Annotated in this window: 18 protein-coding genes; all 18 read left to right on the plus strand. The window is 59.1% G+C overall.

The genetic code is table 11. From position 1 onward, the window contains the following. Positions 1 to 15: 15 nt before the first annotated feature. The gene (gene fliF, locus ACTG1P_RS19585) at positions 16 to 1,725 is read left to right on the plus strand and encodes a flagellar basal-body MS-ring/collar protein FliF (RefSeq protein WP_440002014.1); all 1,710 of its coding nucleotides are present in this window, start codon (positions 16 to 18) and stop codon (positions 1,723 to 1,725) included. Further along, positions 1,718 to 2,779 (plus strand): flagellar motor switch protein FliG, encoded by a 1,062-nt coding sequence (gene fliG / locus ACTG1P_RS19590; protein ID WP_005334749.1) that lies wholly within the window; start codon positions 1,718 to 1,720, stop codon positions 2,777 to 2,779. Before fliF ends, fliG begins: the two co-directional genes overlap by 8 nt. A gap of 68 nt (positions 2,780 to 2,847) precedes the next feature. Then, positions 2,848 to 3,672, plus strand: coding sequence for a flagellar assembly protein FliH (fliH, locus tag ACTG1P_RS19595; RefSeq protein ID WP_440002015.1), 825 nt, complete (start codon positions 2,848 to 2,850; stop codon positions 3,670 to 3,672). Between the two features lie 52 nt (positions 3,673 to 3,724). Beyond that, positions 3,725 to 5,056 carry a flagellar protein export ATPase FliI gene (fliI, locus tag ACTG1P_RS19600; RefSeq protein ID WP_005334747.1) on the plus strand — a complete coding sequence of 444 codons (1,332 nt, stop codon included), beginning with the start codon at positions 3,725 to 3,727 and terminating at the stop codon, positions 5,054 to 5,056. 27 nt (positions 5,057 to 5,083) lie between these two features. Then, positions 5,084 to 5,524 (plus strand): flagellar export protein FliJ, encoded by a 441-nt coding sequence (gene fliJ / locus ACTG1P_RS19605; RefSeq protein WP_005334746.1) that lies wholly within the window; start codon positions 5,084 to 5,086, stop codon positions 5,522 to 5,524. Between the two features lie 67 nt (positions 5,525 to 5,591). Further along, entirely contained in the window at positions 5,592 to 7,517 is a 1,926-nt protein-coding gene (locus ACTG1P_RS19610; protein ID WP_440002016.1) for a flagellar hook-length control protein FliK, read from the plus strand. A gap of 57 nt (positions 7,518 to 7,574) precedes the next feature. Then, the gene (gene fliL / locus ACTG1P_RS19615; protein ID WP_043822474.1) at positions 7,575 to 8,090 is read left to right on the plus strand and encodes a flagellar basal body-associated protein FliL; all 516 of its coding nucleotides are present in this window, start codon (positions 7,575 to 7,577) and stop codon (positions 8,088 to 8,090) included. Between the two features lie 7 nt (positions 8,091 to 8,097). Next, positions 8,098 to 9,168: a flagellar motor switch protein FliM gene (gene fliM / locus ACTG1P_RS19620; RefSeq protein WP_005334736.1), complete on the plus strand. Its 1,071-nt coding sequence runs from the start codon at positions 8,098 to 8,100 to the stop codon at positions 9,166 to 9,168. 49 nt (positions 9,169 to 9,217) lie between these two features. Further along, the gene (gene fliN / locus ACTG1P_RS19625; RefSeq protein WP_005298791.1) at positions 9,218 to 9,610 is read left to right on the plus strand and encodes a flagellar motor switch protein FliN; all 393 of its coding nucleotides are present in this window, start codon (positions 9,218 to 9,220) and stop codon (positions 9,608 to 9,610) included. Further along, the gene (gene fliO / locus ACTG1P_RS19630; protein ID WP_425855051.1) at positions 9,607 to 9,987 is read left to right on the plus strand and encodes a flagellar biosynthetic protein FliO; all 381 of its coding nucleotides are present in this window, start codon (positions 9,607 to 9,609) and stop codon (positions 9,985 to 9,987) included. Before fliN ends, fliO begins: the two co-directional genes overlap by 4 nt. Beyond that, positions 9,974 to 10,747 (plus strand): flagellar type III secretion system pore protein FliP, encoded by a 774-nt coding sequence (gene fliP, locus ACTG1P_RS19635; RefSeq protein WP_129503541.1) that lies wholly within the window; start codon positions 9,974 to 9,976, stop codon positions 10,745 to 10,747. Before fliO ends, fliP begins: the two co-directional genes overlap by 14 nt. Before the next feature lie 25 nt (positions 10,748 to 10,772). Then, positions 10,773 to 11,042, plus strand: coding sequence for a flagellar biosynthesis protein FliQ (fliQ, locus tag ACTG1P_RS19640; protein WP_040065332.1), 270 nt, complete (start codon positions 10,773 to 10,775; stop codon positions 11,040 to 11,042). Further along, positions 11,039 to 11,836, plus strand: coding sequence for a flagellar biosynthetic protein FliR (gene fliR, locus ACTG1P_RS19645; RefSeq protein ID WP_019444720.1), 798 nt, complete (start codon positions 11,039 to 11,041; stop codon positions 11,834 to 11,836). Before fliQ ends, fliR begins: the two co-directional genes overlap by 4 nt. Further along, positions 11,829 to 12,959 carry a flagellar biosynthesis protein FlhB gene (flhB, locus tag ACTG1P_RS19650; protein WP_019444721.1) on the plus strand — a complete coding sequence of 377 codons (1,131 nt, stop codon included), beginning with the start codon at positions 11,829 to 11,831 and terminating at the stop codon, positions 12,957 to 12,959. The genes fliR and flhB overlap by 8 nt, the downstream gene beginning before the upstream one ends. Before the next feature lie 107 nt (positions 12,960 to 13,066). Further along, positions 13,067 to 15,169 (plus strand): flagellar biosynthesis protein FlhA, encoded by a 2,103-nt coding sequence (gene flhA, locus ACTG1P_RS19655; protein WP_005353675.1) that lies wholly within the window; start codon positions 13,067 to 13,069, stop codon positions 15,167 to 15,169. A gap of 16 nt (positions 15,170 to 15,185) precedes the next feature. Then, positions 15,186 to 16,610, plus strand: coding sequence for a flagellar biosynthesis protein FlhF (gene flhF, locus ACTG1P_RS19660; RefSeq protein ID WP_019444722.1), 1,425 nt, complete (start codon positions 15,186 to 15,188; stop codon positions 16,608 to 16,610). Position 16,611: 1 nt separating this feature from the next. After that, positions 16,612 to 17,487 (plus strand): MinD/ParA family protein, encoded by an 876-nt coding sequence (locus ACTG1P_RS19665; protein ID WP_013723550.1) that lies wholly within the window; start codon positions 16,612 to 16,614, stop codon positions 17,485 to 17,487. Next, a complete protein-coding gene (locus ACTG1P_RS19670) occupies positions 17,480 to 18,199 on the plus strand; it encodes an RNA polymerase sigma factor FliA (protein WP_019444723.1) in 720 nt (239 codons plus the stop codon). The genes ACTG1P_RS19665 and ACTG1P_RS19670 overlap by 8 nt, the downstream gene beginning before the upstream one ends. Positions 18,200 to 18,282: the final 83 nt, after the last annotated feature.

An 18,282-nucleotide genomic window follows, 5' to 3' on the forward strand; every position in this document is an offset into this window, starting at 1 on the left:
ATAAGGACATAAATCGTGGCTACTGACCAAAACGGCGATCTGCTGATAAACGATGAGGGCACCGCCGCCCTCGATGAAAATGAGCAGAAGAGTTCGGCGCTGGGATTCCTGTCCAATACCGATGTACTGCGGCAAATCACCCTGATCCTGGGGCTTGCCATCTGTCTGGCCATTGCGGTGTTTATCCTGCTGTGGGGCAAGGAGCCGGACATGCGTCCCCTCGGCACCTACACCACCCAGGAGCTGGTGAAGACCCTCGACTTCCTCGATCAGCAGAAAATTCCCTATGAAGTGGATGGTAAGAGCGTGCTGGTCAACGCTGAAAGCTACCCCACTATCCAGCTGGCCCTGACCCGTGCCGGTCTCGCCAATGCTACCGATAGCAGCATCGGTGGTGAAGATATCCTGCTGAAAGATTCCAGTTTCGGCGTCAGCCAGCGGATGGAGAGCGAGCGTCTGAAGCTGAGCCGCGAGCGCCAGCTGGCGAGCGCCATCGAGCAGTTCCAGAATGTGGCCAAGGCCCAGGTGCTGCTGGCTATCCCGAAAGATAACGTGTTTGCCCGCAACGAACGCAAACCCAGTGCCACCGTGGTGCTCAACCTGAAGGGGGCAGCGCTGGGGCAGGGGGAGGTGGACTCCATCGTCGATATGGTCGCTTCCGCCGTGCATGGCCTTGAGCCGACCCGCGTCACCGTCACCGACCAGAATGGCCGTCTGCTCAACTCCGGCTCGCAAGACCCGATCTCGGCCCAGACTCGCAAAGAGTTTGCCATGCAGCAGAAGCAGGAGCTGGAGTACAAACAAAAAATTGACGCCATTTTGATCCCGGTGCTGGGGGCTGACAACTATACGGCGGAAGTGGATCTCTCCCTCGACTTCTCCCAGCAGGAGCAGACCCGCAAGACTTACAACCCGGACCTGCCTGCAGTGCGCTCCGAAATGACCATGGAAGAGAACAGCGCCAGTGGTAGCAATGGTGGTGTGCCCGGCGCGCTCTCCAACCAGCCCCCTGCCGCCTCCAATATTCCCGAGCAGGCGACCGGTGGTGATGGTGCCAGCGCTGCCGCTTCTGGCCGTTCCCGCAAAGAGGCAACCCGCAACTTCGAACTGGATACCACCGTCAGTCATACCCGTCGCCAGATGGGTGGCATTCGCCGCATGACCGTCTCGGTTGCCGTGGATTACAAAGTGGTGCCCGGTGCCGACGGGGCCGTGACCCGTGAGGCGCGCACCCAGGCAGAACTCGATACATTGCGTCGTTTGCTGAGTGGTGGCCTTGGCTTTGATGTGACCCGTGGTGATACCCTTGAGGTGGTCGCGATTCCGTTCAATCGCCCAGAGCTGGATACCGTGGCTGAAGTGCCGCTCTACGATCAGCCCTGGTTCTGGCGTGCGGTGCGGATTGCCGCCTCGGTACTGGTGATCATCGTCTTGATCGTCACCGTGGTTCGCCCCATGCTCAAGCGACTGCTCTACCCGGATGCCAAACCGGAAGGGGAAGTGGATTTCGACAACCACACCGTACTGGGTGGCGACGACGAGTTGAGCCTGCTGTCAGCACAAGTCGAGAACGATCAGGTATTTGGTGTCCGCGATGGCCAGCTGAAACTGCCGGATCTGCACCGTGACGAAGACTTGCTCAAGGCGGTGCGTGCGCTGGTAGCGAACGAGCCGGATCTGGCCGCTCAGGTCATTAAAGAATGGGTAACGAACAAAGATGCCTGAAGAAAAGAAGAGTCAAGTCACCGGCAATGACATCACTGACAGTCAGCGCCAGATCCTCGACCAGATGTCGGGGATGGAGATGGCTGCGGTGCTGATGCTGAGCCTCAATGAAGAGGATGCCGCCCAGATCTTCCGTCATCTCGAGCCCAAGCAGGTGCAGCGGCTCGGTATGTCGATGGCCTCCATGTCTGACTTCAGTCACGATCGGGTGGCGGCGGTGCACCGTCAATTCATCGACGATATCCAGAAGTACACCAACATCGGTATCGGCAGCGAAGACTTCGTGCGCAAGGCGTTGGTGGCGGCCCTTGGCGAGGACAAGGCGAGCAACCTGGTGGACCAGATCATTCTCGGTTCCGGCGCCCGTGGTCTCGATTCGCTCAAGTGGATGGATGCCCGTCAGGTGGCCAGCATCATCCAGAACGAACACCCGCAGATCCAGACTATCGTGCTCTCCTATCTGGAGCCGGAGCAGTCCGCCGAGATCCTGAGCCAGTTCCCGGAGCAGGTGCGCCTCGATCTGGTGATGCGTATCGCCAACCTCGAAGAGGTACAACCGGCGGCACTGCAAGAGTTGAACGACATCATGGAGAAACAGTTCGCCGGTGCGGCCGGTGCTCAGGCAGCCAAGATGGGCGGCCTGAAGGCTGCCGCCAACATCATGAACTATCTGGATACCAATATCGAAGGCCAGTTGATGGACTCCATCCGCGAGTCGGACGAAGAGATGAGCCAGCAGATCCAGGATTTGATGTTCGTGTTCGAAAACCTCATCGATGTGGACGATCGCGGCATCCAGACCATGCTGCGGGAAGTGCCGGGGGATCTGCTGCAACGCGCCCTCAAGGGCTCCGACGATCAGATGCGCGAGAAGATCTTCAAGAACATGTCCAAACGAGCGGCCGAAATGCTGGCGGACGATCTGGAGGCCATGGGGCCGATCCGGGTCTCCGAAGTGGAAGCGGCCCAGAAAGAGATCCTCTCCATCGCCCGTCGTCTGGCGGATGCTGGCGAAATCATGCTGGGTGCCGGTGGCGGCGAGGAGTTCCTCTAAGCCATGGCCCATAAACAGAACCGCGATGCCAAGCCCGCATCAGGCAGTGGTGAGGAGCCGTGCAAAGCATGAACAACAAACTGCGTGGTTATGTGCGCCCCGAGGGCGATGATGCCCGGGTTGAGACCTGGGGCTGGCCCGAGATGGAGGTCGAGGTAGAGGCGGGGGCCCCCACCAATGCCCTCGGCCTGGCCCCTGACTGGTATCAGCAGGAAGAGGAGGTGGTGGAGCCGGAGCCCGAACAGGAGCCGACCCCCAGCATCACCGCCGAAGAGCTTGAAGCGATTCGTCAGGCCGCCTGGGAAGAGGGAATGGCCGAGGGGCGCGAGTCCGGTTATGCCAAGGGGATGGAAGAGGGCAAGCTGGAAGGATTGCAACAGGGCCACTCTGCCGGTCTCGAACAGGGGCGCGAGGAGGGGCTGGCCATGGGCCGCGAGCTGGTGGAGCAGGAGATCGCCCACTGGCAGGGGCTCGCCGCGCGCCTTGCCAATCCGCTTAACGAGCTGGATCAGGCGGTGGAGCAGCAGTTGGTCTCGCTGGTGATGCAACTGGCCCGCGCGCTCATCCGTCACGAAGCGGAGACCTCCCCCCGCATTCTGCTGGAGGCGCTTAAAGAGGGGCTGGCCTTGCTGCCTGCCGCCGAACAGGGGGTGACCCTGATGCTGCATCCCGACGATATCGCGCGAATCGAGCAGGCATTTGGCGCCGAAGAGTGCGCCAAGCGCCAGTGGCGATTGCAGAGCGATCCCACCCTTTCCCCCGGCGATCTGCAACTGGCCACCGAGCTCTCCAGCATCGATCTGACCCTCTCCAGTCGCATCGATCAGTTGCTGCGCAACTTCTTGCGGGACAATGCGTCGCAGAAACCGGCTTCGCAGGACTCACGCCCATAACCGATGCCGGACGTTGCCGTCCGGCTGCACTTTTTAGCTCTCAGGAGGCCAGATGAGCGGCTCGCTACTGAACCGGTTGCAAGGGTACAAGGTACGCGACAGCGCCCCCAAACCGCCGGTTGCCGGTAAATTGACCCGGGTGGTGGGGCTGACCCTCGAAGCCATCGGCTGCCGTGCCGCTATCGGTGCCCTCTGCCGCATCGATACCCTTGATGGCACACTGGAGGCTGAAGTGGTCGGTTTTTCTGGCGATCGCCTCTATCTGATGCCGAGCGAGCAGCTCAAGGGGGTGATCCCCGGTGCCCGGGTGGTGCCCATCACCGAAGAGCACGGCATTCCGGTTGGCATGAACCTGCTTGGTCGGGTCATCGACGGCATTGGTCAGCCACTCGATGGCCTAGGCCCTATTCTCTCCTCCCAGACCGTGCAGTTTGCCCAGCACCGCATCAACCCGCTTTCTCGCCGCCCGATCCATCAGCCGATGGACGTGGGGGTACGCGCCATCAACGCAGTGCTGACGGTGGGACAGGGCCAGCGGATGGGGCTGTTTGCCGGTTCCGGTGTCGGTAAATCGGTGCTGCTGGGCATGATGACCCGCGGCTCGGTGGCGGATGTGGTAGTGGTCGGCCTCATCGGTGAACGGGGCCGGGAGGTGAAAGAGTTTATCGAGGACATTCTGGGGGAGGAGGGGCGAGCCCGCTCCGTGGTGGTAGCGGCTCCCGCCGATGCCTCGCCGCTGATGCGGCTAAAGGGGTGTGAAACGGCGCTGGCCATTGCCGAGTATTTTCGCGATCAGGGGCTCAACGTGTTGCTCTTGATGGACTCTCTTACCCGTTATGCCCAGGCCCAGCGTGAGATCGCGCTGGCGGTGGGCGAGCCGCCAGCGACCAAGGGCTATCCACCGTCGGTATTTGCCAAATTACCGGCGCTGGTGGAGCGGGCGGGTAACGGCAGTGACGGCCAGGGCTCCATCACTGCCTTCTTCACCGTCCTGACCGAGGGGGATGACCTGCAAGATCCCATTGCCGATGCAGCGCGGGCGATTCTCGATGGCCATATCGTGCTGTCGCGTGAGCTGGCCGATGCGGGCCACTATCCGGCCATCGACATCGAGAAGTCCATCAGCCGGGTTATGCCCATGGTCACCTCGCCGGAACATATGGATCTGGCGCGCACCCTCAAGCAGTTCTACTCCCTCTATCAGCAGAACCGGGATCTCATCACCATCGGCGCCTACAGTCAGGGTTCCGATCCGCGCATTGACCGCGCCATCATTCAAAAACCCTATCTGGATCAGTTCTTGCAGCAGGGGATGCGCGAGGTCATTCACTACGATGATGGCCTGCAAGCCTTGCAGATGGTGGCGATGCCATTGATGCGCTGATGATGGTCGGTAACAGAGAGGTCGACGATGAGTAAAGGGTTGGTATTGTTGGCCGATCGGCTGGTGGAGGCGGAGCAGCAGTGTGCGCTGGCACTGGTGAAGGCGCAGCAGGATCTCAAGCTGTTCATGGATCAGCAAAATGCTCTCAACCAGTACCGCCAGATCTATCACCAGCAGTGGACCGATCGCGGCCTGCAGGGTATTTCGCCCCAGCAAAATACCCAGTATCACGCCTTTATCAACAAGCTCGAACAGGCAGCGACCCAGCAGTACGAAGGGGTGTTGCAGGTGCGTCAGGCGCTGGAACAGCGCCGTGAAGAGTGGCTGGCGGCCCAGCAGCGGCGCAAGGCGGTGGAGCTGTTGCTGGAGAAGCAAGCGAGCCGCGAGCAGCAGAAAGCCCAGCGTCAGGAGCAGAAGATGCTGGATGAGTACGCCATGTTGCGACGCTTTCATCAATCTGGCCTGTAACTTGCTTTGATATGGACACTGTCGGCGGCCATCTCTTTGGGGGCCACCAGAATTCAGGGATCCCATCATGATGCAGACACTGTTGACACAAACGCCTTCGGCTCCGGCCAACGGGTTGGACAAAGCGCCTCTGAGCGGTTCCGTCGAGAGCAAAAGTATCGATGGGGGAACCGGCAGCGACAGCAAGGGGGATTTCGCCACCCTGATTGCCAAGGCCCAGAACAGCGAGCAGGGCACCCCTGAAGCCACTCAGGGCGGTAACCATGTCCGATCAGCCAAATCTTTGGCGACCGAGAGCGCCTCTCCCAAAGAGGAGATCGGCAAGGAGCAGGATCCTGACGCCGACAACAAGGTGGAGGAGGTCCCTGCCACCGACTTTCTGCTGCGCCTGCAAGACTCCCTCAAGCTCGATACCTCGCTAGTGACACCCCAGCTGGCGGTGGCAGCCCAACAGAGCGCGACTGTGGTAGACGGCAATCCGTTGCCGCAAGAGGGTGAGCTGGAGGGGATTGCGCTTGATGAAAGCGAGCAGACCCCAGCCGCAGCCAGGATTGCCCAACAGCTTGCAGGTCAGACCGGGGCGCAGTCGCCGCTGGCGACGACCGCCCAATCGGCTCTTGACACAAAGGTATCGTCCTCCGAGGCGCGAGTGGTGGCGCAGGGCGATGCCTCTGCTGCCGTTCTCTCCTCTGAAGGTGAAGATGCCGCCACTACTGCGGATGGGCAGGCCGGGGAGAAAGCCTCTGCCAAGGGCGAAACCCTCGGGGCAGATGGCAAGCACACCAAGCCCCTCACAGGGGCCGAGCGAATGGCCCTGCTGGCCAAGGTGCTGCCGGTCGATGAGTCGGCAAGCACCGCCAAATCCGCTGGGTCAGTCGCGGCAAAAGAGGCTGGCGACAGCAAATCCGATCTCGCCGCCAGCAATGCCGTGGCTAACAAGGGGCAGGCGACGCAAGCCGCGCAGGGGGCCGCCCTCAAGGCCTTCAGCGAGGGGCTCAAGCAGTCTGAGGCGGGCGCTGCAACCACTTCAGCAGCTGCGGATGGAAGTGGGGTAGCTGGCAAGGGGGCAGAAAAGGGGGCCGCCGAGGGTAGCCAGCAGCCAGCCACCGCCGCTAATCAAGGTTCGGCGCCCGTGACGACGGCGCAAAGTGCCGCAGAAAGTGCCGCCGCCCAGAGCAGCGTAACGACAAATGCGACGACTCCAACCGATAGTGCTGCCGACCCCGTGATGGTGGCGCCGCAGCAGGTGTTGGCACAGGCCGAATCTCAGGGGCAGCAAGCGCCGCTGTCGACTATTTCAGCTGGCATCAAACAGATGGAAGTGACGGGCACCGACGAGGTGCGAAAAGCGGTTTCGCTTGAGGTAAAACCGAAGGCCGGTGAGGCGGAGAAGAGCCTGGTTGCGACGACATCTAGCGGTGAGAGCAGCCCGAGCCAGACCGTTCAGCATGGCCAGAACAGCCAGACTCAGCTACAGGTGACTGATAGCCGGGCACCTGCCGCTGAGACTACGTTGCGCCGTGAGTCGCAGAATTTACCCCATTTGAAACTGGCCAGTCAGGAAGCACCTGCCGAATTGCACCAGAAGGTCAATGTGATGCTGGCCGAAAAACTGCAACAGGCCGAAATTCAGCTCGACCCACTCGGCCTTGGCAAGATGAAGATCCAGATCCAGATGGGAGCTGACAGCCAGGCCAACGTCCATTTTGTGGTACAACATGGACAGACCCGCGAGATGCTGGAGCAGGCGATGCCCCGGCTGCGTGACATGCTGGCAGGGCAGGGGATCCAGCTTGGCCAGACGCAGGTGCAGCAGCAGTCGCAACAACAGCAGCAACAGGGCCAGCCCACCTTTAACGGGCAGGGGCAGCAGGGGCAGAGTAGTGGTCAGCAGCGGTCCGGTAACGGGCTGGTTGAAGGGGAACTCACCACTTCCACCCCCAGTTTGCTGGTGGAATCGACAAACGGTTCCGGAATTGATTTCTATGCTTGATGCAATCCCGAGTAAGTTTATGATATCGAACAAGTTTGAGACTAGGGTGGACAAGGGATGGCTGACGATAACGAGTTGACGCTAAAAGACCCGGCTGCGGGCAAGAAAAAGAAGCTGATCATTATCATTGCCCTGGCGGTAATTTTGCTGGGCGGTGGTGGTGCTGGCGCCTTCCTGATGCTCTCCGGCTCCGATAAACCGCCCGCTGAAGCGGCGGAAGGTGCCGAGGCCACCCCCAAGGAGGAAGCACCTAAACCTTCCCTCTATGTCGGTATGCCGCGCCCCTTTGTCTTCAACGTTGCAGGTGCCCAGAGAGATCGACTGGTGCAGATCAAGATCCAGCTGATGGTGCGCGGTACCGCCGACGAGACGCTGGCCAAACAGAATATCCCCCTGATTGAAGGCACCTTGCTGCGGGTATTCAGCGCAGCCAGTGCCGAACAGCTGATGACCTTTGAAGGCAAGGAGAAGCTGCGCAAGGATTCACTGGAAGAGTGCCGTCGGGTGCTCAAGGACCTGGTCTCTTCCCCCGTTATCGAACAAGTGCTGTTTACCGGCTTTGTAATGCAGTAGGTGAAGCGTGAGCGATCTGTTAAGTCAGGACGAAATTGATGCCCTCTTGCACGGTGTCGATGATGTCGAAGAGGAAGAGATAGGCGGCGCTGGAGACCCCGGCGTAGCCCAGTTTGACTTCTCCTCCCAGGACCGCATCGTCCGTGGTCGCATGCCGACGCTGGAGCTGGTGAATGAACGTTTCGCCCGCCATATGCGGATCAGTCTGTTCAACATGATGCGTCGTACCGCTGAGGTCTCCATCAACGGCGTGCAGATGCTCAAGTTTGGCGAGTATGTTCATACCCTGTTTGTGCCGACCAGTCTCAACATGGTGCGGTTCCGCCCGCTCAAGGGGACGGCGCTCATCACCATGGAGGCCCGACTGGTCTTCATTCTTGTGGAGAACTTCTTCGGTGGCGATGGCCGTTATCACGCCAAGATTGAAGGGCGCGAGTTCACGCCGACCGAACGGCGCATTATCCAGATGCTGCTCAAACTGGTGTTTGAGGATTACAAGGATGCCTGGGCGCCGGTGATGGATGTGGGGTTCGAGTATCTCGACTCCGAAGTGAACCCGGCGATGGCCAACATCGTCAGCCCGACCGAGGTGATCGTGGTCAGCTCGTTCCACATCGAGCTCGATGGTGGCGGCGGCGACTTCCACGTGGCGATGCCCTACTCCATGCTGGAGCCGATCCGCGAGCTGCTGGATGCCGGTGTGCAGAGTGACAAGGGGGATACCGACGTACGCTGGAGCAAGGCGCTGCGTGACGAGATCATGGACGTCAAGGTGGAGCTGCGGGCCAAGCTGCTGGAGACCGAACTCACCCTGCGTGAACTGATGGAGCTGCGACCCGGCGATATCATTCCGGTCGATATGCCGGAAAATCTGCTGGTTTTTGTCGAGGACTTGCCCACCTTCCACGCCAAGATGGGCCGCACCAAGGATAATGTGGCGCTCAAGATCACCGACAAGCTTAAACGTCCGGAAGGGGTCAAGACGGAGATGCATCTGGTGACCCGGGGCGGGGTACGAATTGATGGCGAGGCCGAGCTGGAAGAGCTCGAGCGCAGTATCGAAGATCAACAGCGATAATTGACGGTTTATTACGGTAAACGGTCACGAAGTAGCATAAGGAAACAAGATGAGCGGAACTGAGGAAGAGGATCTGATGGCTGATGCCTGGGCTGCGGCTCTGGAGGAGCAGGTGACGGCGGAAGCCAAGCCAGCTCCGTTGGAAGAGTTGAAAGATGATGCCCCCATCAGTGCCGAGGAGCGTCGCAAGCTCGACACCATTCTCGATATTCCGGTCACTATCGCCATGGAGGTGGGCCGCAGCCAGATCAGCATCCGCAACCTGTTGCAGCTGAACCAGGGCTCGGTGGTGGAGCTGGATCGGGTTGCAGGCGAGCCGCTGGACGTATTGGTCAACGGTACCCTGATCGCTCACGGCGAGGTGGTGGTGGTGAACGACAAGTTCGGTATCCGCCTGACTGACGTCATCAGCCAGATTGAACGGATCAAGAAGCTCAAATGATGCGCCTCCTGTTGTTATGGCTGCCCGTTCCGGCCTTTGCCGAGACAGGGGCATCAGCCAACGTGCCTAGTCTGAGCTCCTGGTTGCTCTCCAGTCTTATGGTGATTGGTCTCATTCTGGTGCTGGGCTTTCTGCTCAAGAAGAGCAAGTTGGCAACCGCCATGGGGGGCGGCCAGATGCGGGTCATCGCCTCGTTGCCGGTGGGTTACAAAGAGAAGCTGCTGGTGGTCAAGGTGGGCGAACAGCAACTGCTGGTCGGCGTAACACCGCAGCAGGTCAACTTTCTCTACCGGCTGAAGGAGCCGCTGGACGAAAACCAGCCGCAGGCGTTTTCCCAGCAGCTTGGCAAATTGATGGGCAAGCATGAAAAAAGCTAACGGCTTATGGCTGAAAACGGGGCTGCTGGTCAGCCTGCTGATACCACTGTTTTGCTCTTGGCCTGCGTTGGCACAGGACGCCATGTCGGCGGTGACCGTCAAGACCATGGGGGATGGCTCTCAGGAGTACAGCCTGACCCTGCAAGTGCTGGCGCTGATGACCGCGCTCTCCTTCTTGCCGGCCATGGTGATCATGATGACCTCGTTTACCCGCATCATTGTAGTGTTGGGTATCTTGCGCCAGGCGATCGGTCTGCAACAGAGTCCCTCTAACCAGGTGTTGATTGGCATCGCCCTGTTCATGTCGTTCTTCATCATGTCGCCGGTGCTGGATCGCATCAATGATGAGGCGTTGCAGCCCTATCTGGCCGAGACCATTCAGGCAAAGGAGGCGCTGGAGCGGGCCGAGTTGCCCATCCACCAGTTCATGCTGGCCCAGACCCGGATCAAGGATCTAAACACCTTTATGGAGATCGCCAACGTGCAGGTGGAGAAACCTGCCGATGTGCCGCTACGGGTGCTGATCCCGGCGTTTGTCACCAGCGAGCTGAAAACCGCCTTCCAGATTGGTTTTATGCTGTTCTTGCCATTTCTGGTCATCGATCTGGTGGTCGCCAGTATTCTGATGGCGATGGGGATGATGATGCTCTCGCCGATGATTGTCTCGCTGCCCTTCAAGCTGATGCTGTTCGTGATGGTGGATGGCTGGAACCTCATTCTGGGGTCGTTGGCCAACAGCTTCGGACTGGGTGCCAGTTAGCCGGTCGAGCGCAAGGAGCCCGAACATGAGTCCTGAAACCTTTGTCGACGTCTTTCGCGAGGCGCTCTGGCTGGTCAATATCATGGTCAGCGCAGTGATCCTGCCAAGCCTCGCTATCGGGCTGGTGGTGGCCATTTTTCAGGCGGCCACCTCCATCAACGAACAGACCTTGAGCTTTCTGCCTCGTCTCATCGTGACACTGTTTGCGCTGGGCGCGGGCGCTCACTGGGGTCTGCAGAGTCTGATGGACTTCTTCGTACTGATGGTGAACCAAATCCCCGAGGTGGTGGGATGACCTACACAACCGCTCTGATCATGGAGTGGTTGTCTTCCATCCTCTGGCCGCTGGCGCGGGTGAGCAGTCTGCTGATGGTGATGGCGGTGTTTGGCAGCCGCCTTGCTCCTGCGCGGGTACGGATGGGGCTGGCTTTGGCCATCACCTTTCTGATAGCCCCGTTGCTTCCGAAAATGCCCCCTATCGAGCTCTTCTCTGCTGGCAGTTTTCTGGTATTGGGCCAGCAGTTGCTGATCGGTATTGCCCTTGGTCTGATGACCCAGTTTCTGATGGAGAGCTTCGTGATGGCCGGTCAGGTCATCGCCATGCAAACCAGCCTCGGCTTTGCCACCCTGGTGGATCCGATGAATGGCCAGTCGGCCCCCGTGGTGGGTCAATTCTATCTGATGCTGGCGACCCTGGTGTTTCTGGCGCTGGATGGCCATCTGGTGATGCTGCGGCTGGTGATCCTCAGCTTTGAAACCTTGCCGGTGTCGGACGCTGGACTCACTTTACCGGCCATCCGTACCCTGATCGGTTTTCTCGGAGTGATGTATCAGGCCTCACTGGTGATGGCCCTTTCTGCCATCGTCGCCCTGCTGCTGATCAACTTCGCTTTTGGCGTCATGACCCGGGCGGCGCCGCAGCTCAACATTTTCAGTATCGGTTTTGCGGTCAGTATGATGTCGGGTCTGCTGATCCTCTGGCTCACTATCGGCGGGTTCCTCGGTCACTTTGACATCATGTGGGAGCGGGTGCAGGAGGTTAGCTGCGAGCTGATCAACACCCAGTGCTTCGGGGGCGCTCATGGCTGATACCGACCAGGAACGTACCGAACAACCCACGGGCAAACGACTGCAACAGGCCCGTGAAAAAGGGCAGATTGCACGTTCAAAAGAGCTGGGGACCGCCAGCGTTCTGCTCTCGGCGGTCTTTGGCCTGTTGATGCTCAAGGGCTCGCTGGCGACCGCCATGGTCAAGGTTGTCACCATGGGCTTTACCCTGGACCGGGAGCAGGCGTTCGATCCCAATGCCATGATCGCTATGGTGCCGGCGCTGCTGGGGGAACTGGTGCTTCCGCTGGGGCTGTTGTTCGCGCTGGTGGCGATTGCCGCTTTTATCGGCAACACCCTGATGGGGGGGATGAACTTCTCCACCGAAGCCATGATGCCCAAGATGAGCAAGCTGAGTCCACTCAGCGGCCTCAAGCGCATGTTCGGGGTGCAGTCGCTGATCGAGCTGGTCAAATCCATCGCCAAGGTGGTGTTCATCACCCTGTTTGCCTGGTGGATGTTATCCAGCCAGTTCAATCACCTGCTCAACCTCTCAATGGAGGGTTTCCCCGGCGGAATTATCGATGCGCTGGAGTTGTTTCTCTGGATGTTGATCATCCTCTGCTGCGCCCTGCTTCCCATCGTTGCCATCGACGTGCCGTTCCAGCAGTGGAACCACATGCGTCAGCTCAAGATGACCAAGCAGGAGGTCAAGGACGAGTTCAAGGACAGCGAAGGCAAGCCCGAGGTAAAGGGCAAGATCCGTCAGTTGCAGATGCAGATGGCGATGCGCCGGATGATGGGGGATGTACCCAAGGCCGATGTGGTGATCACCAACCCGACCCACTACTCGGTAGCGCTCAAGTATGATGCGGGCAAACCCGGTGCCGCGCCCAAGGTCGTGGCCAAGGGCACAGATGAAATTGCAATGAAGATCAGGGAGATCGCCAGAGAGTACGAGATCCCCATCATGCCGTCACCAGCCTTGACCCGGGCTATTTACCACTCAACCGAGCTGGGCCACGAGATCCCGGAAGGGCTGTTTGCGGCGGTTGCCCAGGTGCTCGCCTATGTCTTCCAGCTCAAGAAATTCCGCCGTGGTCAGGGGCGCCGTCCCCAGCCGCTGGCTAAAGATCTGCCTATTCCGACCGAATATCGAAAATGACAAAGTTCTGACGTAGTCAAAATAAATCCATTGCATTTCAATGTCTTGCATTGTTGGCTTGATGTTTGCTTTAATCTGGCACCAGCAGGTTGAAATTGAGAAGCGCGATGGAATTCAAGGCAGTATTGGGCCAGTTCAAAGAGTACCGGGGAGTATTGGGCAAAGGCCTTGGTACCCCTCTGCTGGTATTGGCCGCGCTCGGCATGGTGGTGTTACCCATCCCGCCGCTGATGCTGGACGTGCTCTTCTCCTTCAACATTGCCCTCTCCATCGTGGTGCTGCTGGTATCCGTCTATACCCGCCGCCCCCTCGAATTTGCTGCCTTCCCGACCGTACTGCTGCTCGCTACCTTGCTGCGGTTGGCGTTGAACGTTGCCTCGACCCGGGTGGTGTTACTGGAAGGTCATAATGGCAGTGCGGCGGCCGGCCATGTGATCGAGGCGTTCGGTAACGTGGTGATCGGCGGCAACTATGCGGTCGGCATCATCGTTTTTACCATCCTGATGATCATCAACTTTGTGGTGATCACCAAGGGTGCCGGGCGGATCGCGGAAGTGAGTGCCCGTTTTACCCTTGATGCGATGCCGGGCAAACAGATGGCCATCGATGCCGATTTGAACGCCGGCCTCATCAATCAGGAAGAGGCGAAGAAGCGTCGTCAGGATGTAACCCAGGAAGCTGACTTCTACGGCTCCATGGATGGTGCCTCCAAGTTCGTCAAAGGGGATGCCATTGCGGGCATCATGATCCTCTTTATCAACATCATCGGCGGCTTCATCATCGGGATGATGCAGCACCAGCTGACCTTCAGCGAATCTGCCGAGATCTATACCCTGTTGGCCATCGGTGACGGTCTGGTGGCGCAGATCCCCTCCCTGCTGCTCTCCATCGCTGCCGCCATCATAGTGACCCGTCAGAATACCGATCAGGACATGGGTACCGCAGTACTAGGCCAGCTGTTTGACAATCCCAAGGCGCTGATCATCTCGGCCGGGATTCTGCTGATGATGGGGCTGGTGCCGGGGATGCCGCATTTCGCCTTCCTGAGTCTGGGGGCTCTCGCCGCCGCCGGCGCCTGGTGGTTGCTGCGCCGCGAGAAACTGGCGGCCGCCAAAGCAGCCAAGGGCGAGCTGCTGCCTGCTACAGCTGAGCAGCCTCATGAGCAGAAAGAGCTGAGCTGGGACGATGTGATGCCGGTGGACATCATCGGGCTGGAAGTGGGTTATCAGCTGATCCCGCTGGTAGATCGCAATCAGGGTGGCGAACTGCTCAACCGGATCAAAGGGGTGCGCAAGAAACTCTCGCAAGAGCTGGGCTTTCTGGTCCCTGCCGTCCACATTCGCGACAACCTGGATCTGGCGCCAAATCAATACCGCATCACCTTGATGGGGGTCAGTACCGGCGAGGCCAATGTCTACCATGATAAGGAGATGGCCATCAATCCGGGGCAGGTGTTCGGCCAGATCCAGGGGATAGCGACCCGGGATCCCGCCTTCGGACTGGAAGCGGTCTGGGTTGCCAAGGAGATGGTCTCTCAGGCACAGACGCTGGGGTATACGGTGGTGGATACCGCGACCGTGGTGGCTACCCATCTGAGCCAGATCCTGACCAACCATGCGGCTCTGCTGCTGGGCCATGACGAGGTACAACAACTGCTCGACATGATTGGCAAACATCAGAGCAAGCTGGTCGAAGGGCTGGTGCCGGAAGTGATCAGCATGGGTAACCTTGTGAAGGTATTGCAGAATTTGCTCAATGAAGGCGTGCCAATCCGCGATATGCGCACTATCCTGCAGACCCTGGTTGAATACGCGCCGCGCAGTCCGGATCCTGAAGTGCTCACGGCCGCTTGCCGGATTGCCCTGCGTCGCCTGATTGTGCAAGAGATTGCAGGCCCGGATCCCGAGTTGCCGGTGATTACCTTGGCGCCGGAATTGGAACGTATATTGCATCAATCCTTGCAGGCAGGTGGCGGTGATGGTGCCGGTATTGAACCGGGTCTGGCAGAGCGGATGCAGCGTTCGCTGGTGGAAGCCACTCAACGACAAGAATTGGAAGGCCAACCGGCCGTGCTTCTGACATCGGGGATCTTGCGCAATACCCTGGCGAAATTTGTCAAGAATGCCATTCCTGGATTGCGCGTTCTGTCTTATCAGGAAGTGCCCGACGACAAGCAGATCCGCATCGTCAGTGCGGTAGGGCAGAACTAGTTAGCGGAGACGACGGGTGAAGATTAAGCGGTTTTTTGCCAAGGACATGCGAACGGCTCTGGCCGAGGTCAAGGAGACTCTCGGGCCGGACGCCGTCATCATGTCCAACAAGAAGGTCACCGGAGGGGTAGAGATAGTCGCCGCAGTCGATTATCAATCCCAGGTCCCGGGGCCCAAAGATGCGCCGGTTCGCCGTCAGCTGAACGATGAGAGCGTCAATATTTCGTCTGCTGCACGGCAGATGATCCGCCCCGAGCCGTCGCCGGCGAAGGAGCAGAACGAACATTATGCCGATACCCTGGCCGCCTTGCTGGCGCGCCAGCAGAAGCTCAAGCCGGGCAATGGGGCGCCAATGGGCAATACCCAATCGGCCGGTCTGGCCGCTGCCAATGCAGCGCCCAGAACATTGGCCGAGCAGGGACAGTGGGGCGCAGCCCCCGAACCTGCCAAACCCAAGGCCCGGGTTGCGTCCGGCCAGCGTGCTCCTCAACCTGCCCAGCGGGATCAGGAGATGGAGGGGATGCGCAAGGAGATGGCCAGCATCCGCAAATTGCTGGAACACCAGATCTCCGGGCTGATGTGGCAAGAGGTGGAGCGCCGCGAACCGATGCGGGCCCTGCTGATCAAGGAGCTCAAGAAACTGGGCTTTGATGATGCGTTTGCCGATCAACTGGCGGGACTGATCCCCGAAGATATGTCCATTCATCAGGCGATGGCCCAGTTGGCCGAAGTGCTGACGGCCCAGCTCAAGATCAGTGAGGACGAGATCATGCGTCAGGGCGGCGCGGTGGCGCTGCTTGGTCCGACCGGGGTAGGCAAAACCACTACCATCGCCAAGCTGGCTGCCCGTTTCGCCATGAAGTATGGCGCCGAGCAGGTGGCGCTGATCACCACCGACAACTACCGGATTGGTGCCCATGAACAGCTGCAGACCTATGGCCGCATCATGGGGTGCCCGGTACGGCAGGTGCGTGATGCCGAAGAGCTGGCCAATGCCCTTTATCAGTTCCGCCATCGTCGGCTGGTACTTATCGATACGGCCGGGGTTGGCCAGCGGGATATCCGGCTGACCGAGCAGCTCGATACCCTGGTCAAGAATGCCAAGGTGCGGATCCGCAGTTATCTGGTGATGTCGGCAACTTCCCAGCGTCGGGTGATGCAGGAGGCGGTGGACCATTTCCGGCGTATTCCATTAAGCGGCTGCATACTTACCAAATTGGATGAAAGTCTGAATCTGGGCGAAGTGATTAACGTGTGTATCCAGAATTCATTGCCCATCAGCTATATCACTGACGGACAAAGGGTTCCGGAAGATATTCAGGTTGCCAATGCGGCGCAGCTCGTCGGGGCTGCCATGGGCTCGCTGGAGCGAGAAACAGAAGAGCCCTATTTCTGGGGCGCAGGCTTTGGCGAGGCCGAAGATTCGGAGTTTTATGAGTAACATGTATATGGATCAGGCGAGTGGTCTGCGCAAAATGCGTCAAAACAATCGAGTAAAAGTAATCGCCGTTTCCGGTGGTAAAGGTGGCGTGGGCAAGACCAACGTGACCCTGAACGTGGCCGGAGCCATGGCCGCCCAAGGCAAGCGGGTGATGGTGCTGGATGCCGACCTGGGTCTGGCCAACGTCGACGTCATGCTTGGGCTGCGTGTTCATCGCAACCTCTCTCACGTGCTGGCGGGTGAGTGCACCATCGACGATATCATCGTCGAAGGCCCCTACGGCATGATGATCGTGCCTGCGACCTCGGGCACCCAGTCCATGGTCGAGCTTTCTCCGGTGCAGCATGCCGAGCTTATCCGTGCCTTCAGCGAAATGAAGACCCAGGTCGATATCCTGCTGGTGGATACGGCTGCGGGGATCTCGGACATGGTGCTGAGCTTCACCCGCGCAGCACAAGACATCATGGTGGTGGTCTGCGATGAGCCGACCTCCATCACCGATGCCTATGCGCTTATCAAGATCCTCTCCAAGGATCACGGTGTGTTCCGCTTCAAGGTAGTGGCCAATATGGTGCGCAGTCTGCGCGAAGGGCAGGAGCTCTTTGCCAAACTGACCCGGGTCACGGATCGTTTCCTCGACACCTCGCTGGAACTGGTCGCTTGTGTACCCTATGACACCAATCTGCGTGCCGCCGTGCGCAAGCAGAAGCTGATTGTCGAGGCGTTTCCCAAGTCGCCGGCCGCACTGGCGTTCCGGGCCCTTGCCAACAAGGCGGCGAGCTGGCCGGTGCCCAACCAGCCAGGCGGCCATCTGGAGTTTTTCCTGGAAAATTTGTTGCAGAAACCGGCCACAACACAGGAAGGTTCCCGTGAATAAAGCCCAAGCGTACTTGCGTCATCAGGATTCCTACGTGCTGGTGGAGCGTCATGCTCCCCTGGTCAAGCGAATTGCCCAGCATTTGTTGGCTCGCCTGCCCAGCAGTGTCTTGCTGGATGACCTGATCCAGGCAGGTATGATTGGGCTGCTTGAAGCCTCCCGTAACTTTGACGGTAGCAAGGGAGCAAGCTTCGAGACATATGCCGGGATCCGCATCCGAGGCGCCATGCTGGATGAGATCCGGCGTGGTGACTGGGTACCCCGCTCTGTGCATCGCAATAGTCGCGCTATTGCAGAAGCGATCGAGAATGTCGAGCAGACTCACGGGCGTGACGCGCGAGATACCGAGGTTGCTGCCGAGATGGGGGTCTCCATCGCTGATTACCATGCGATGCTGCAAGACGTCTCCTGCGGCAAAATCATCGGCATCGAAGATTTGGGGGTCAGCGAGGATGTGATCGGTAACCCCGATGATGCTCCTTCAGGCTCGGGATTCGATGAATTGGCTGCCGAGCGATTTCAGATTCAATTATCCGAGCAAATTGGTCGTCTACCAGAGAGAGAAGCTTTGGTTCTCTCTCTTTACTACGATGAAGAGCTGAATTTGCGTGAAATTGGCGAGGTTTTGAATGTCAGCGAGTCGCGTGTGAGCCAGATCCACAGTCAGGCAATGCACAGATTGCGTGCTCGTTTGAGAGATTGGCATCTATAAGTGTTTGTACTGGCTACACTGAGATGAAACTCTAAGGCATAATCCGCACGACACAACCCGTTTTTAGCATCATGTAAGTGAGC

Origin of the sequence: Aeromonas sp. 11P, assembly GCF_051920165.1 — a bacterium.
GTDB lineage: Bacteria > Pseudomonadota > Gammaproteobacteria > Enterobacterales > Aeromonadaceae > Aeromonas > Aeromonas veronii.

What these genes read in the sequence shown, in the direction of transcription:
- fliG (WP_005334749.1), top strand. Translation starts at nt 1,718, where the DNA reads ATGCCTGAAGAAAAGAAGAGTCAAGTCACCGGCAATGACATCACTGAC.
- fliH (WP_440002015.1), top strand. Translation starts at nt 2,848, where the DNA reads ATGAACAACAAACTGCGTGGTTATGTGCGCCCCGAGGGCGATGATGCC.
- fliI (WP_005334747.1), top strand. Translation starts at nt 3,725, where the DNA reads ATGAGCGGCTCGCTACTGAACCGGTTGCAAGGGTACAAGGTACGCGAC.
- fliJ (WP_005334746.1), top strand. Translation starts at nt 5,084, where the DNA reads ATGAGTAAAGGGTTGGTATTGTTGGCCGATCGGCTGGTGGAGGCGGAG.
- ACTG1P_RS19610 (WP_440002016.1), top strand. Translation starts at nt 5,592, where the DNA reads ATGATGCAGACACTGTTGACACAAACGCCTTCGGCTCCGGCCAACGGG.
- fliL (WP_043822474.1), top strand. Translation starts at nt 7,575, where the DNA reads ATGGCTGACGATAACGAGTTGACGCTAAAAGACCCGGCTGCGGGCAAG.
- fliN (WP_005298791.1), top strand. Translation starts at nt 9,218, where the DNA reads ATGAGCGGAACTGAGGAAGAGGATCTGATGGCTGATGCCTGGGCTGCG.
- fliO (WP_425855051.1), top strand. Translation starts at nt 9,607, where the DNA reads ATGATGCGCCTCCTGTTGTTATGGCTGCCCGTTCCGGCCTTTGCCGAG.
- fliP (WP_129503541.1), top strand. Translation starts at nt 9,974, where the DNA reads ATGAAAAAAGCTAACGGCTTATGGCTGAAAACGGGGCTGCTGGTCAGC.
- fliQ (WP_040065332.1), top strand. Translation starts at nt 10,773, where the DNA reads ATGAGTCCTGAAACCTTTGTCGACGTCTTTCGCGAGGCGCTCTGGCTG.
- fliR (WP_019444720.1), top strand. Translation starts at nt 11,039, where the DNA reads ATGACCTACACAACCGCTCTGATCATGGAGTGGTTGTCTTCCATCCTC.
- flhB (WP_019444721.1), top strand. Translation starts at nt 11,829, where the DNA reads ATGGCTGATACCGACCAGGAACGTACCGAACAACCCACGGGCAAACGA.
- flhA (WP_005353675.1), top strand. Translation starts at nt 13,067, where the DNA reads ATGGAATTCAAGGCAGTATTGGGCCAGTTCAAAGAGTACCGGGGAGTA.
- ACTG1P_RS19665 (WP_013723550.1), top strand. Translation starts at nt 16,612, where the DNA reads ATGTATATGGATCAGGCGAGTGGTCTGCGCAAAATGCGTCAAAACAAT.